This is a genomic window from Streptomyces sp. NPDC091371 (genome assembly GCF_040684275.1).
GTDB lineage: Bacteria > Actinomycetota > Actinomycetes > Streptomycetales > Streptomycetaceae > Streptomyces.
This window is the reverse complement of record NZ_JBFBFP010000058.1, coordinates 27,453-41,657: the sequence shown is the minus strand read 5'-3', so window position 1 is coordinate 41,657 and position 14,205 is coordinate 27,453. Positions and strand designations below refer to the sequence as shown.

The following is a 14,205-nucleotide window of genomic DNA, read 5'->3' as shown; positions in this document are numbered from 1 at the left end:
GTCGCTCGCGCCGGGTGAGCGCGGGCCGCCCCCCCCCGCCGCGCCCGGGGGGGGGGGGGGGGGGGGGGGGGGGGGGGGCCCCCCCCCCCCGCAACGGCGCCGCACCCGCCCACCCCCATCGGCACGCCCCGCAGGGCAAGGGCAGGGCCTACTGCTGCCGCAGCGCCCAGCCGCGCTCCCGGAGCTCGGCCGTCAGGCCGGCGACGGCCCGCGGCTCCACCATCAGCTGCACCAGGCCGGCCTGCTGGCCCGTGGCGTGCTCGATCCGCACGTCCTCGATGTTGACCCCGGCCCGCCCGGCGTCCGCGAAGATCCGCGCCAGCTCCCCCGGCTGGTCGGAGATGAGCACGGCCACCGTCTCGTAGACCGTCGGCGCCGCACCGTGCTTGCCCGGCACCCGCACCCGCCCGGCGTTCCCCCGCTTCAGCACGTCCTCGATCCCGGCGGCGCCGCCCCGCCGCTTCTCCTCGTCGGCCGACTGCAGGCCCCGCAGCGCCTCGACCGTCTCCTCCAGGTCGGCCGCGATCCCGGCCAGGACGTCCGCCACCGGGCCCGGGTTCGCCGACAGGATCTCCACCCACATCCGCGGATCGGACGCCGCGATCCGCGTCACGTCCCGGATCCCCTGCCCGCACAGCCGCACGGCCGTCTCGTCGGCCTCCTCCAGCCGGGCTGCGACCATGCTGGAGACCAGCTGCGGGGTGTGGGAGACCAGCGCCACCGCCCGGTCGTGGGCGTCCGCGTCCATCACCACGGGGACGGCCCGGCACAGGGCGACCAGCTCCAGGGCCAGGTTCAGCACCTCGTGCTCGGTGTCCCGGGTCGGGGTCAGCACCCAGGGGCGGCCCTCGAAGAGGTCAGCCGAGCCCGCGAGCGGCCCCGACCGCTCCTTGCCGGCCATCGGGTGCGTGCCGATGTAGGAGGTGAGGTCCACGCCGAGCTCCGCCAGCTCCCGCCGCGGTCCGCCCTTGACGCTGGCCACGTCCACGTACGCGCGGGCCACGCCCCGCCCTATGACGTCGGCCAGGGTCGCCGCCACGTGGGCCGGCGGTACGGCGACGATCGCGAGGTCGACCTGGCCCTCCAGGGGCTCGTCCGTGCCGGCGCCGAGGGCGGCCGCCGTACGGGCCTGGGCCGGGTCGTGGTCGACGAGGTGGACGGTGATCCCGCGGGATGTCAGGGCGAGCGCCGCGGACGTGCCGATCAGTCCGGTTCCGATGACGACGGCGGTTCTCACGGGGCGCTCCAGGGGTGCGTACGGGATCACGGACTCTGCAGGCCAGAGTAGCCAGAGAGGGCACCGCGAGGGCCCGGCAGGCCGTCCCGTCCCATCCCGTGGGACGGGGGCCGCCGGGCCCTGCCCTGACGTGGGGTCAGAGAGCCTGCGCCTTGATGATGTCCTCCAGCGAACCGGACGGCATCTGACCGCTGGGCGTCAGCTTGTCGACCGCCTGCGGCAGTGTCTGCGCGATCTGGTCGGCGGCCTGCTCCGGGCTGACGCCCGCCTCCTGCGCGACCTTCTGCAGGGTGTCGGCGGGCAGCGCCTCCTGGATCTGCGCGCCGCTGACCGGCTGGTTCTCGCCCGTGCCGACCCAGGACTGCGCCTGGTCGACGAGGCCGGACTTGGTCAGCATGTCCAGCAGGCCGCCGAGCGGATTGCCGTTGCCGGACGCCTGCGCACCGCCGCCGCCGGCGCCGCCCATGAGCGCGCCGAGCAGTGAGCCCAGGATGTTGCCGCCGCCACCGCCCTGACCGCTGCCGCCACCGAGGAGGCCGCCGAGAAGAGAGCCGAGGTCGTTACCCGCCATGGTGATGCCTTTCGAGGAGGGACCGGGCCGCGCGGACAGCGCCGTACCCGGCTTCGAGACACCGACAATGTCACCCATACCGGGTCATGCCGCCACCTGGCGCACAGCCCCCGGGCGCTGGGGTAGAACGATCGGCATGATCCTCCACATCGTCCCGCTCGCCGACTGGACCACGGCGCCCGACCTTCCGTACGCCCCGCCCTCGCTCGACTCCGAGGGCTTCGTGCACTGTTCGGCCGACCGGGCGACGGCTCTCGCGATCGTCGAGGCCCGCTACCGGCAGCTGCCGGGGACCCTGCTGGCGGTGGAGCTCGACGAGGCCGCCCTGACCGCGGAGGTCCGCCGTGAGGGTGAATCCGGCGGCCGCTACCCGCACGTGCACGGCCCGCTGAACCGGGACGCGGTGATCCGCGTGTGGGAAGTCGTACGCACACCCGGCAGCCCTGCCTCAATGGCCCCATGGCGGCCCGCCGCCCACTGAACCGGCGCGGCGGGATTCACCTGGGGGCCGCCGCAGGCCAGGATGCTGCTCGCCCGACCGCACACAGCTGAGGAGACATGCCATGAGCGACCCCACGAGCACTGCCCGGCGCACCGTACTGGCGGTGGGGGCGGCCGCCCTGGCCGGCGGCACCCTCGCCGCGTGCGGTGACAGCGGCGACAGCGGCAAGAAGGAGCAGCCCAAGAGCGAATCGGGCAGCGCGGCCACCCCGTCCGCGGGCGGGTCCGCGCCCGCGGAGGCGGCCGGCGGCAAGGCCATCGCCAAGGCCGCGGACGTTCCGGTCGGCGGCGGCACGGTCCTCAAGGACGAGAAGCTGGTGGTCACCCAGCCCACGGCCGGGTCCTTCCGCTGCTTCACCGCGGTCTGCACGCACCAGGGCTGCCTGGTCAACAAGGTGGCGGACGGCACCATCGACTGCCCCTGCCACGGCAGCAAGTTCAAGGTCGCGGACGGCGCGGTCGCCCACGGCCCGGCCACCCGGCCGCTGGCCGAGCAGAAGATCACCGTCGCCGCGGACGGCAGTATCTCGCTCGCGTAGCGCGGCCGCGACGCCTAACCTCCCGGGATGGACGATCTGACACTGGTACGCGACCACACGGTCTACCGGTGCGTGATGGGGTCCCGGGCGTTCGGGCTGGCGACGGAGGCGAGCGACACCGACCGGCGCGGTGTCTACCTCGCCCCGACGCCGCTGTTCTGGCGGTTCGAGAAGCCCCCCACGCACGTGGAGGGCCCTCGGGACGAGGAGTTCTCCTGGGAGCTGGAGCGCTTCTGCGAGCTCGCCCTGCGCGCCAACCCGAACATCCTGGAGTGCCTGCACTCCCCCCTCGTGGAGGAGACCACCCCGGTCGGCGAGGAACTCCTCTCCCTGCGCGAGGCGTTCCTCTCCCGCCGGGCCCACACCAGCTTCAGCCGGTACGCGGCTTCCCAGCGCGGCAAACTCCTCGCGGACGTCCGCGTCCACGGCGCCCCGCGCTGGAAGCACGCCATGCACCTGCTGCGGCTGCTCCTGTCCTGCCGCGACCTGCTGCGCACGGGCCGCCTCACCATCGACGCGGGCCCGCACCGCGAGCGCCTGCTGGCGGTGCGCCGCGGCGAGGCCGGCTGGGACGAGGTCGACGCGTGGATGGCCCGCCTCCAGGAGGAGACCGAAGCCGCCCTCACCAGGACGCCCCTGCCCGAGGCCCCGGACCTGGCCCGCGTGGAGGACTTCCTCCTGCGCACCCGCCGCGCGTCGGCCGCGTAGCCTCAGTCGTTCATGGTCCGGCGCCGTACGACGAGCTCGTCGAGCGCGTCGTGGGCCGAGGCGTGCTCCGGCAGCGCCGACGCGGCCTGCGCCGCGTCCAGCACCGCGTGCAGCGCCTCGAAGTCCGCCCGCACCCCGCCGAGGTCCGGCCCCCGGTAGCCCCCGTGCTCGGCGGCCACCTTGGCCTCGATCAGGGCACCGAGGTACGGGGGCGCCTCGGCCACCTCGCCGAGCAGGGTCGGCAGGTGCGCCTGCACCTCGCCGGACCTCATCAGATGGATGCCGGTGAGCAGGGCCCGGAACGCGTAGAGCACCGGCTTGAGTTCGCGGGCCTTCTCGAAGAGCCGCCACTGGGTGTTGGCGAAGCCCCGGTAGTGGTGGGCGTGGTGGGAGGTCAGGACCCCCGGGGCCAGCGCGATCAGCTCCTCGTGCGCCGGCGTCGTGTGGACCACGAGCGGGGACAGCAGCTGCTCCAGGACGTAGCCGTTGCGGTTCAGCATCAGGCGGACGAACTTGCGCAGGTCGTGCGTGACGAGGTCCATCTCCACGTCGTCCCGGTCCCACATGCGGGTGCGGGTCTCCTCCGGCTCGCGCAGCCCGAGGAGGGCGCCGGCCGGCAGGAGGTGTGCGCCGCGGAGGTCGATGTCGGAGTCCCGGGAGGGAAATCCGTACAGGTGGGCGCCCGAGACCGTGGCGAAGAGCAGCGGGTCGGGCTGCTCCGCCACGACGGGGGCCAGGTCGAGACTCAGTGCGTCCAGCATGGGTCAAGCATCCCAGAGGGTTCCGAAGGCCAGGAGTTCGTCCCGGTACTCGATGCGGCCCTCCCAGTCGCGGGGCCAGACGTCCGCGCCGAGGTGGGCCCCCGCGAAGGCTCCGGCGAGGCAGGCGATGGAGTCGGAGTCGCCCTGGGTGCAGGCCGCGCGGCGCAGGGCGAGGAGGGGTTCGTCGGGGAAGATCAGGAAGCACTGGAGGGCGGTGGCGAGGGCCTCCTCCGCGATCCAGCCGTCGCCCGTGGTCAGGCAGGGGTCGGTCTCCGGGGACGGGGTGCGCAGGGCGGCCGCCAGGCGGTCCAGGACCTCCAGGCACTCGTCCCAGCCGCGCGCGATGAAGGATTCCGGCGAGGCGTCGGAGGCGGTCCGCATCCACAGGTCGCCGAGCCAGCGCTCGTGGTAGCGGGTGCGGTTCTCCAGGGCGTACGAGCGCAGCAGCCCGACCAGGCCCGTCACCTCGGTGCCGGCCGCGAGGAGGTACACCGCGCGGGCCGTCAGGTCGGAGGCGGCGAGCGCCGTCGGGTGGCCGTGGGTGAGGGCCGACTGGAGCTGGGCCGCGCCCGCCCGCTCCTCCTCCGTCCAGCCGGGCACCAGCCCGACCGGCACCACCCGCATGTTGGCGCCGCAGCCCTTGGAGCCGAGCTGGCTGGCGTCCCGCCAGTCCCGGTCGGGGTGCTTCAGCAGCGAGCACGCCCGCAGGCAGGTGTTGCCCGGGGCGCGGTTGTTCTCGGGCGACTGGTACCAGTCGACGAACTCCTCCCGGACCGGGCGGGCGAGGCGCAGCGGGCCCACCCGGCCCCGGTCGGCGGCCGTCCGTATGCCGCGCGCCAGGGCGAGGGTCATCTGGGTGTCGTCCGTGACGATCGCCGGGCGGGGCAGTTTCATCTCCCGCCAGGGGCCGGTCTTGGCCAGGATCGACGGCACGTCGTTGAACTCGGTCGGGAAGCCGAGGGCGTCGCCCAGGGCCAGCCCGATCATGGCGCCGGTAGCGGCTCGCTTGGTCATCGCGTGGTTCCTTCCGGTCGGAGCAGCGGGGGGTGCAGGGTGGTCGCCGGGCCGGCCCGGTGGAGGGCGGCCGGTTTGCCGCGGCCGCCGGTCAGCCGGGCGGCGCCCGGTACGGCTTCGACGAACCCGGGTGTGGCCAGCACCTTGCGGCGGAAGTTGGGGCGGTCGAGGGTGGTGTCCCAGACGGTCTCGTAGACGGCCTGGAGCTCCCCGAGGGTGAATTCGGGCGGGCAGAAGGCGGTGGCCAGGCAGGTGTACTCGAGCTTCGAGCCGATCCGCGCCCGGGCGTCGCCGAGGATCACCGCATGGTCGAAGGCGAGCTTCCGGACCTCCCCCACCGGCACCCAGCGGGCGTGCGCCGCGTCGCCGCCGCCCTGCGCCGCCGGCTCCGGCAGGTCGGGGACCAGGGCCGTGAAGGCCACCGACACCACCCGCATCCGGGGGTCCCGGTCCGGCTCGCTGTAGGTGCGCAGCTGTTCCAGGTGCAGGGCGTCCACCAGGGGCTGCGCCAGGCCTGTCTCCTCGGCCAGTTCGCGGCGGGCGGCGGTCTCCGCGGACTCCCGGGGCAGGACGAAGCCGCCGGGGAGCGCCCAGGCCCCCTCGTACGGCTGCCGGCCGCGCCGGATCAGCAGGACGTGCAGCAGCCCGGCCCGTACGGTGAACACCGCGAGGTCGACGGTCACCGCGAACGGCGCGAAGGCGTGCGGGTCGTAGCCCGCGGGCGGCGCCCCACTCATCGGGTCTCCGGCAGCGGGTCGGCGAAGTGCCAGCCCTCGGCGAGCAGTCCGTCGACCGCCGCCACCGCGGCCGCCAGCCGTTCCTCGCGGCCGCCCCGCATGACGAGGAAACGCCGGCCGGTGCGCTCCAGTTCCTCCCGGAACCGTCCGGTCATCCAGGGCCTCAGGTGGGGGCCGTCGCGCAGCCCGTCGTCCTCGAAGGGCACGTCCGCGTCGTCCGTCAGCAGGTACAGGTCACGCCGGGTGAGGGAGGCGGTCTTATCGACCTCTTCGCTCCGTCCGCCGACGTAGCGCTCGTGCCAGATGCCGGTCGCGAAGGAGTCGGTGTCGCAGAACAGCACCGGCGAGCCGAGCCGGGCGGCCCGTTCCTCCTCGGCGTCCTGCCGCCGCGCGATGACGGGGAACTCCTCCGAGGTGAAGGTGATGTCCGCCCAGTCGGCGTCCGGGTCGGCGGCGCGGGCCGCCGCGAGCTTCTCCTCGCTGTACTGCCGCCCGTACTCGGCGACCCAGCCCGTCCCGGTCCAGATCCCGCCGCGCCGCCGGTAGTGCTCAGCCAGCGCCCGCGACAGCGTGGTCGTGCCGGTGGACTCGGCGCCGAGTACGACGACCCGCCGGGCCAGGGAGGCCCGTACGGCCGGGCCCAGGAAGTCCCAGCAGCCCGCGGGGTCGGCCCGGACGGCCGTCCCGGAGACGGGGAACAGGGTCCGTGCCGGGTCCACGCAGACCTCCTCGGCGCCGAACCGCCGCGCGAGCTCGGCGCCGTAGTCCTCCGAGGTGAACACGGCGTCGACGGGCCCGCCGACCGCGTCCCGGAAGATCGCCATGTGCGCCTCCCAGACGGCCGGGTCCGTGAGGTCGACCGGGATGTCGTCGACCGCGCCGACGACGTCCGCGCCGGGGTGCTCCTCGCGCATCCAGGCCACCCGGTCGGCGAGCGGGACGGACTCCACGGAGGCCGCGCAGACCAGCACGGTCAGCCGGTCGCAGCGGTCCTGGGCGGTGCGCACCAGGTGGTGGTGGCCGGCGTGCGGCGGGTAGAACTTGCCGAGTACGAGGCCGTGCCCGTAGCGCCTCATGCCGTGGCCTCCAGCGTCGTACGGGCGCCCGGCGCCCGGAGCGTCCGCCGCCAGCCGAGCAGCCCGACCACGCAGAGCGCGAGGAAGCCGACGTAGAGGACCGCGGTCAGGTAGAGGCCCTTGTACGCGTAGAGCGGGATGTACACGAGGTCGGCGGCGATCCACAGCCACCAGGACTCGACGAGCTTGCGGCACTGGCCGTAGGTGGCCGCGAGCGAGAGCCCGGTCGTCAGGGCGTCCCAGAAGGGGACGGTGGAGTCGGTGGCGCGGTCCAGCAGCAGGGTGAGGGCGAGGACCCCCACCGCCCCCGCCGCGGCGAGCCAGACCCATTCGGTGCGCGTGGTGCGGCGCACCGGCAGGGCCTGGGAGGTTCCTGGTCCACCCCCGTGGGTCCAGGACCACCAGCCGTACGCGGCGAGGGCGATGAAGACGATCTGCAGCCCGGCGTCGGCGTAGAGGCCGGCCCGGGTGAAGAGCACGATGAAGAAGACGTTGTTGGCGATGCCGATCGGCCAGTTGGCGACGTGCCGGCGGGCCACGAGCCAGACGCACAGGGCACCAGTGGCGAATCCGAGTACCTCGGTCCAGCTCATGACGAACCCCTCGCTCCTTTAATAGTCAGGTTGACTATAAACAGGGGGAGGGGGTCCGGACAAGGGAAAAGCCCGCAGTGCCGTGGGGCACTGCGGGCTTTCTCCCGCGCTCGGCGGTCAGGCGGTCAGGCGGTCAGGCGGTCAGGCGGTCAGGCGGTCAGGCGGACTACAGACCGACCTCGCGCATCAGCATGCCGACCTCGGTGTTGGTCAGGCGGCGCAGCCAGCCGGACTTCTGGTCGCCCAGCTCGATGGGACCGAAGGCGGTCCGGACGAGCTTGTCGACGGGGAAGCCCGCCTCGGACAGCATGCGGCGGACGATGTGCTTGCGGCCCTCGTGGAGGGTCACCTCGACCAGGTAGTTCTTGCCGACCTGGTCGACGACGCGGAAGTTGTCGGCGCGGGCGTACCCGTCCTCCAGCTCGATGCCGTCCTTGAGCCGCTTGCCGATGTCACGCGGCAGCGAGCCGGTGATCGCGGCCACGTAGGTCTTCTGCACGCCGTACTTCGGGTGCGTGAGGCGGTGGGCCAGCTCGCCGTGGTTGGTGAGCAGGATGATGCCCTCGGTCTCGGTGTCGAGCCGGCCGACGTGGAAGAGACGCGTCTCACGGTTGGTGACGTAGTCGCCGAGGCACTGGCGGCCGTCCGGGTCCTCCATCGTGGAGACGACACCGGCGGGCTTGTTCAGCGCGAAGAACAGGTACGACTGCGTGGCGACGGTCAGGCCGTCCACCTTGATCTCGTCCTTCGGCTGGACGCGCTTGCCCTGCTCCAGCACGATCTCGCCGTTGACCTCGACGCGCGCCTGCTCGATGAGCTCCTCGCACGCGCGGCGCGAGCCCATGCCGGCCCGGGCGAGCACCTTCTGCAGGCGCTCACCCTCCTGCTCGGCACCCGGGAAGGTCTTCGGGGTCTTGATCACGGGCTTGTCGGCGTACCGGTCGCGCACGCGCTCCTCGATGCGCGCGTCCAGCTCGCGGGGGCGGGACTGGCCGCTGCGGCTGCCGGGGCCGCGGCGCGGGCCGCCCGCGCCGCCGATGCCGGGGGTCTTGGAAACCTTCGGGCCGCCCTTGGCGCCACCGCGCGCCGCCGCGCCGCGGGCACCGCCGCCGCCGGCCTTGGGGCCGCTGCGGCCGCTGCGCTCGCCCTCGGGGCCCACGTCGTAGCGGCGCTCCTCAGGGCGCGGGTTTTTGATGCGGGGCGCCGGCTCGCGGTCGCGGTCGGAACCGCCTCCCTGGTAGCCGCCTCCCTGGTAGCCGCCGGAGCCGCCGCTGCGGTAGCCACCGGAGCTGCCGCCGCGCGAGCCACCGCCGGAGGAGCCGCCGCGGTAGCCGCCGCCACCGCCCGAGCCGCCGGAGGAGCCGCCCCGGTAGCCACCGCCACCGCTGCCGCTGCCACCGCCGGAGCCGCCGCCGCGGTAGCCACCGCCGCCGGAGGAGCCGCCGCCACGGGCGCTACCGCGCCCGCCGCCGCCACCGCCGCCGCTGTTCCTGTTGCCACCGTTGCCGTTGCCGCTGCTTCGCATCAAATGTCCGTCGTCTTGTCGTCGTCTTCATCGGTATCCGGTGCGTCCGGATCGAACGACGGCACACCTTCTTGCGTCTCGGCTTCGATCGCGTCCGCCTCGGGGAGGAAGGGCGCGAGCTCCGGGAGCTCGTCCAGGCCTCGCAGGCCCATCCGCTCCAGAAAGTAGTTCGTCGTCCTGTACAGGATCGCACCTGTTTCGGGTTCCGTCCCCGCCTCCTCCACCAGACCCCGCTGGAGGAGGGTCCGCATGACCCCGTCGCAGTTGACGCCGCGGACCGCGGAAACCCGTGACCGGCTCACCGGCTGGCGGTACGCGACGACCGCCAGGGTCTCCAGCGCCGCCTGCGTGAGCCGGGCCTGCTGGCCGTCCAGCACGAAGCCCTCGACGGCCGGGGCGTACTCCGCCCGCGTGTAGAACCGCCACCCGCCGGCCACGAGCCGCAGCTCGAAGCCGCGCTTCTGCACCGTGTACTCGTCGGCGAGCTCGCGCAGCGCGTCCGCGACCTCGCGCGGGGTGCGCTCCAGCACCTTGGCGAGGTGCGCCTCGGTCGCGGGCTCGTCCACGACCATGAGTACGGCTTCCAGCGCGGGCTTGAGCTCCAGCCCGGCCACGTCGCTCATTCCTTCGCCTCCACGATGATCTGGTCGAACTCGTCGGTCACGGTCGGCATGCCGTCGCCGTCCCCGCCGCTCCAGCGCACGGTGAGGGTGTTCAGGGCCTCCTCCTGGTCGAGGACCACCGCCTTCTCCCGGTAGAGCTCCAGGAGGGCCAGGAAGCGGGCGACGACGGTGAGGGTGTCCCCAGTGTCCTCGGTGAGCTCCTGGAAGGTGGCCTCCCCGCGCGCCTTCAGCATCCGCACCACGAGCCCGGCCTGTTCGCGCACGCTGACGAGCGGTGCGTGGATGTGGTCCACGTACACCTGCGGCTTCGCCTTGGGCTGCATGGCCTTGACGGCGAGCCGGGCGAACCCGTCGGCACCGATGCTGATGACGACCTCGGGGAGCAGGTCTGCGTGGTGCGGCTCCAGCCCGACGGTCCGCGGGTACCGCTTGCCCTCGGCCTCGGCCCGCCCCTCGAAAATCTCGGCGATCTTCTTGTACGCCCGGTACTGGAGCAGCCGCGCGAAGAGCAGGTCCCGGGCCTCCAGGAGGGCGAGGTCGCCCTCGTCCTCCACCTCGGCGGCCGGCAGCAGCCGGGCGGCCTTCAGGTCGAGGAGGGTGGCGGCGACGACGAGGAACTCGGTGGTCTGGTCGAGGTCCCAGTCGGGCCCCATGGCCCGGATGTGGGCCATGAACTCGTCGGTGACCTGGGACAGCGCGACCTCGGTGACGTCGAGCTTGTGCCGCGAGATCAGTTGCAGCAGCAGGTCGAACGGCCCCTCGAAGTTGTCGAGCCGCAGGGTGAACCGGCCGTCGCCTCCGGCCGTGCCGTCCGGCCCGGAGGGCCGTTCCTCGCGCGCAGCGGGCCCCTCAGGAGCCTGGGGGGCCTCCTGGGGCTCCCCAGCGGGGACAGGGGCCTCCGGGGCCGCTCCCGGCGCACCGGGGCCCCGCCCCAGCAGGCGGCGGGGCGGGCGGCCGGAATCGGCGGGCAGGGGCATGACGGTCCAGGTGGTGCGCAAGGAGGGCGGCGGGGGCCCGGGCATGACACCCGGCGGCCACGAGCAGCCTAACCAGCCGGCGGGCCCGCGGGGCTGCGCCGGGGCCGCGATCCAGCCCCTCCGGCGTTTGAGGAGCGGGGTCCGGGGCGGAGCCCCGGGGCGGCCGGCAGGCCGCTGTGGTGAGCCCCTGCCCGGCCAAGCCCCCCGCAGGGGGAGGGCGGCTAGCGACCTCGGAGGCGGCGGACCAGGATGCTCGCGTCGCCGCGGGATTCGAGGTCCGCCAGGACCACCGCCACCGCCTCGCGGACGATGCGGCCCCGGTCGACCGCCAGGCCGTGCTCCCCGCGGAGCACGAGCCGGGCGTGCTCCAGGTCCATGAGCTCCTCCGCGGAGACGTAGACCGTGATCTTCTCGTCGTGCCGCTCGCGCCCGCTGGGCCGGCGGTTCGCACCCCGGCCCTGGCCCTTGCCGCGGCCGGCCGCGGGGGCGGTTCCGTTGACAGAACCTTCCTGCGACCGTCGCGGTGCGCCCACGACCGGCTCCGTACCGGCCTCAGCCTCCCGGCTGCGGCCCTCCCCCGCCGTGCCCTCCGCCGAGGCGGCCGAGTGCTCCCCGACCCCGGCTGACGCCTCGTCGGCCCCTCGCCGCGGCGAGGACGACTGGAGGGCCATCCCCCCGGTCGTGCGGAACAGTTCGTCGGCTCCGGGCAGACTCACTCGGCGTGACACCGGGCGAGCACCTCCCTGGCCAGCTGGCGGTAGGCGGCGGCGCCGACGGAGTTGGAGGCGTACGTGGTGATCGGCTCGCCGGCGACCGTGGTCTCCGGGAAGCGCACCGTCCGGCCGATGACCGTGTGGTAGACGTGGTCGTCGAAGGCCTCGACGACGCGCGCCAGCACCTCGCGGCTGTGCACCGTGCGGGAGTCGTACATCGTGGCGAGGATGCCGTCGAGCTCCAGCTCCGGGTTCAGCCGCTCCTGGACCTTCTCGATCGTCTCGGTCAGCAGCGCCACGCCGCGCAGCGCGAAGAACTCGCATTCCAGCGGGACGATGACCTTGTGAGCCGCCGTCAGGGCGTTCACGGTCAGCAGACCCAGCGAGGGCTGACAGTCGATCACGATGTAGTCGTAGTCGGCCATCAGGGGCTTCAGGGCCCGCTGCAGCGTCGACTCGCGCGCGACCTCGCTGACCAACTGCACTTCCGCAGCGGACAGGTCGATGTTGCTCGGCAGCAGGTCCATGTTGGGGACCGCCGTCTTGAGCAGCACCTCGTCGGCCGACATGCCCCGCTCCATGAGCAGGTTGTAGACCGTCAGGTCGAGTTCCATCGGGTTCACGCCGAGACCCACGGACAGCGCGCCCTGCGGGTCGAAGTCGACGAGCAGCACGCGGCGCCCGTACTCGGCGAGCGCCGCACCCAGGTTGATGGTCGACGTGGTCTTGCCCACGCCGCCCTTCTGGTTGCACATCGCGATGATCTTCGCCGGACCGTGGTCGGTCAGCGGACCCGGGATCGGGAAGTACGGAAGCGGACGTCCGGTCGGGCCGATCCGCTCGCGGCGCTGACGGGCAGCGTCGGGAGCGAGGGTGGCCGCGTACTCGGGGTCGGGCTCGTACTCCGCGTCGGGGTCGTAGAAGTGCCCCTCGGGCACCTGGTCGTAGTCGGCGAGTCCAATGGGCGTATCGCCGCTTCGGTCGCCGGCCGTGGAGTTCACGTCTAGGCCGTCCATGCTCTTTTGGGGCGTCGTCAGGTGCTGGTGGTTTGCGAAGGTGCGTACTGCGACGGAGCCGACAGCCTCGAGCCCGGCAGGGCTTTCGCCCCGCGCGGGCATCCCCGCTCGACCACCCCCAGGAGCAAATGTCGACTCATTCACAAGTCGTCTTACCTCCTCGGACGTGACCAGGACACTTATCGATAGGTCAGCGTGGCACCATGCCGACGGTTGGCGACTCTATGGCGTGTCACCACTCAGCGGCAACACAATCCGCCGGACCCGGCACGATGTGTCGGCAACCGAACAACACTCTGTCAAGGGCGCACGGACTCTCGCCGCGAAGTTTCGCGGGTGTGCGAAAGGGTTAAAGGGTTACGTTCGAGGCGAGTTGAGGGGGATCCGCGGCCTCCTCGCAAACGCGTCCGGCCGGACCTTGCGGGCAAGGTCCGGCCGGATACGTGAGATTGACGTCAATCGTTGACGACTCAGCCGAGCAGCGTGCTCAGCTCGAGGGTCTCGAGACCGTGGGCCTCGGCGACCGGGCCGTAAACGACCTGGCCGTCATGGGTGTTGAGGCCCAGGGCGAGCGCGGGGTCACGGCGCAGCGCCTCGACCCAGCCGAGGTTCGCGAGCTGCACGATGTAGGGCAGCGTGGCGTTCGTCAGCGCGTAGGTGGAGGTGTTCGGAACCGCGCCCGGCATGTTGGCGACGCAGTAGAAGACCGAGTTGTGGACCTGGAAGGTCGGCTCGGCGTGGGTGGTCGGACGGGAGTCCTCGAAGCAGCCGCCCTGGTCGATCGCAATGTCGACAAGGACACTTCCGGGCTTCATCTTGGCGACGAGCTCGTTGGTGACCAGCTTCGGGGCCTTCGCACCCGGGATCAGCACCGCGCCGATGACGAGGTCGGCCTCGATGACGGCCTTCTCCAGCTCGTAGGCGTTGGAGACGATCGTCTTGATCTTCGTGCCGAAGATCTTGTCGGCCTCGCGGAGCTTGTTGATGTCGCGGTCCAGCAGGGTCACGTGGAAGCCCATGCCGATGGCGATCTGCGCGGCGTTCCAGCCGGAGACGCCGCCGCCGATGACCACGCACTCACCGGCGTGGGTGCCGGGGACACCGCCGGGGAGCACGCCGCGGCCGCCGGCCGAGCGCATCAGGTGGTAGGCGCCGACCTGCGGGGCCAGGCGGCCCGCGACCTCGGACATCGGGGCGAGCAGCGGAAGCGCGCGGTTGGCGAGCTCGACCGTCTCGTACGCGATGGCGGTGGTGCCGGACTCCAGCAGGGCGTCCGTGCACTCACGGGAGGCCGCCAGGTGCAGGTAGGTGAAGAGGGTCTGGTCCTTGCGGAGGCGGTGGTACTCCTCCGCGATGGGCTCCTTGACCTTCAGCAGCAGGTCGGCCGTGGCCCAGACCTCGTCGGCGGTGCCGAGGATCTCGGCGCCGGCGGAGACGTACTCGGCGTCCGTGATCGAGGAGCCCACACCGGCGTTCTGCTCGATGAAGACCTGGTGGCCGTTGCGGACGAGCTCGTGGACACCGGCGGGGGTGATGGCCACGCGGAACTCGTTGTTCTTGACCTCGCGGGGGATGCCGACCTTCATCGTCGATCACGGTCCTTGACTCAGGGGG

The 14,205-nt window shown here is 72.8% G+C and carries 16 protein-coding genes; 3 read left to right on the top strand and 13 right to left on the bottom strand.

Annotated elements, in window-relative coordinates:
* Nucleotides 1-148 precede the first annotated feature (148 nt).
* The gene (locus tag AB0O21_RS36270; RefSeq protein ID WP_365178849.1) at nucleotides 149-1,237 is read right to left on the bottom strand and encodes a prephenate dehydrogenase; all 1,089 of its coding nucleotides are present in this window, start codon (nucleotides 1,235-1,237) and stop codon (nucleotides 149-151) included.
* A 136-nt stretch (nucleotides 1,238-1,373) separates the two neighbouring features.
* Entirely contained in the window at nucleotides 1,374-1,808 is a 435-nt protein-coding gene (locus tag AB0O21_RS36265; RefSeq protein WP_365178846.1) for a YidB family protein, read from the bottom strand.
* A 136-nt stretch (nucleotides 1,809-1,944) separates the two neighbouring features.
* On the opposite strand from AB0O21_RS36265, the gene AB0O21_RS36260 reads away from it, so the two are divergent.
* The 3 genes from AB0O21_RS36260 to AB0O21_RS36250 all read left to right on the top strand — a co-directional run bounded on the left by AB0O21_RS36260 (nucleotide 1,945) and on the right by AB0O21_RS36250 (nucleotide 3,556).
* On the top strand, nucleotides 1,945-2,289 hold the full coding sequence (locus AB0O21_RS36260) for a DUF952 domain-containing protein (RefSeq protein ID WP_365178843.1): 345 nt from the start codon (nucleotides 1,945-1,947) through the stop codon (nucleotides 2,287-2,289).
* Between the two features lie 82 nt (nucleotides 2,290-2,371).
* On the top strand, nucleotides 2,372-2,848 hold the full coding sequence (locus tag AB0O21_RS36255; protein WP_365178840.1) for a Rieske (2Fe-2S) protein: 477 nt from the start codon (nucleotides 2,372-2,374) through the stop codon (nucleotides 2,846-2,848).
* Nucleotides 2,849-2,875: 27 nt separating this feature from the next.
* Nucleotides 2,876-3,556 carry a nucleotidyltransferase domain-containing protein gene (locus AB0O21_RS36250; RefSeq protein ID WP_365178837.1) on the top strand — a complete coding sequence of 227 codons (681 nt, stop codon included), beginning with the start codon at nucleotides 2,876-2,878 and terminating at the stop codon, nucleotides 3,554-3,556.
* Between the two features lie 2 nt (nucleotides 3,557-3,558).
* On the opposite strand, the gene AB0O21_RS36245 is transcribed toward AB0O21_RS36250, so the two are convergent.
* From AB0O21_RS36245 to ald, 11 genes are all read right to left on the bottom strand, one after another.
* Entirely contained in the window at nucleotides 3,559-4,317 is a 759-nt protein-coding gene (locus AB0O21_RS36245; protein WP_365178834.1) for a nucleotidyltransferase domain-containing protein, read from the bottom strand.
* A 3-nt stretch (nucleotides 4,318-4,320) separates the two neighbouring features.
* On the bottom strand, nucleotides 4,321-5,331 hold the full coding sequence (locus tag AB0O21_RS36240; protein ID WP_365178831.1) for an ADP-ribosylglycohydrolase family protein: 1,011 nt from the start codon (nucleotides 5,329-5,331) through the stop codon (nucleotides 4,321-4,323).
* On the bottom strand, nucleotides 5,328-6,068 hold the full coding sequence (locus AB0O21_RS36235; RefSeq protein WP_365178828.1) for an NUDIX hydrolase: 741 nt from the start codon (nucleotides 6,066-6,068) through the stop codon (nucleotides 5,328-5,330). Before AB0O21_RS36235 ends, AB0O21_RS36240 begins: the two co-directional genes overlap by 4 nt.
* Complete coding sequence (locus AB0O21_RS36230) at nucleotides 6,065-7,144, bottom strand: AAA family ATPase (protein ID WP_365178826.1); 1,080 nt, start codon at nucleotides 7,142-7,144, stop codon at nucleotides 6,065-6,067. Before AB0O21_RS36230 ends, AB0O21_RS36235 begins: the two co-directional genes overlap by 4 nt.
* Nucleotides 7,141-7,737: a nicotinamide riboside transporter PnuC gene (pnuC, locus tag AB0O21_RS36225; protein ID WP_365178823.1), complete on the bottom strand. Its 597-nt coding sequence runs from the start codon at nucleotides 7,735-7,737 to the stop codon at nucleotides 7,141-7,143. The genes AB0O21_RS36230 and pnuC overlap by 4 nt, the downstream gene beginning before the upstream one ends.
* Nucleotides 7,738-7,903: 166 nt before the next feature.
* The gene (locus AB0O21_RS36220) at nucleotides 7,904-9,262 is read right to left on the bottom strand and encodes a pseudouridine synthase (protein ID WP_365178820.1); all 1,359 of its coding nucleotides are present in this window, start codon (nucleotides 9,260-9,262) and stop codon (nucleotides 7,904-7,906) included.
* Nucleotides 9,262-9,885 (bottom strand): SMC-Scp complex subunit ScpB, encoded by a 624-nt coding sequence (gene scpB / locus AB0O21_RS36215; RefSeq protein ID WP_365178817.1) that lies wholly within the window; start codon nucleotides 9,883-9,885, stop codon nucleotides 9,262-9,264. Before scpB ends, AB0O21_RS36220 begins: the two co-directional genes overlap by 1 nt.
* A complete protein-coding gene (locus tag AB0O21_RS36210; RefSeq protein WP_365178860.1) occupies nucleotides 9,882-10,862 on the bottom strand; it encodes a segregation/condensation protein A in 981 nt (326 codons plus the stop codon). Before AB0O21_RS36210 ends, scpB begins: the two co-directional genes overlap by 4 nt.
* A gap of 221 nt (nucleotides 10,863-11,083) precedes the next feature.
* The gene (locus AB0O21_RS36205; protein WP_365178814.1) at nucleotides 11,084-11,590 is read right to left on the bottom strand and encodes a hypothetical protein; all 507 of its coding nucleotides are present in this window, start codon (nucleotides 11,588-11,590) and stop codon (nucleotides 11,084-11,086) included.
* Nucleotides 11,575-12,693, bottom strand: coding sequence for a ParA family protein (locus AB0O21_RS36200; RefSeq protein ID WP_365178812.1), 1,119 nt, complete (start codon nucleotides 12,691-12,693; stop codon nucleotides 11,575-11,577). The genes AB0O21_RS36205 and AB0O21_RS36200 overlap by 16 nt, the downstream gene beginning before the upstream one ends.
* Before the next feature lie 368 nt (nucleotides 12,694-13,061).
* The gene (ald, locus tag AB0O21_RS36195) at nucleotides 13,062-14,177 is read right to left on the bottom strand and encodes an alanine dehydrogenase (RefSeq protein WP_365178809.1); all 1,116 of its coding nucleotides are present in this window, start codon (nucleotides 14,175-14,177) and stop codon (nucleotides 13,062-13,064) included.
* Nucleotides 14,178-14,205 lie beyond the last annotated feature (28 nt).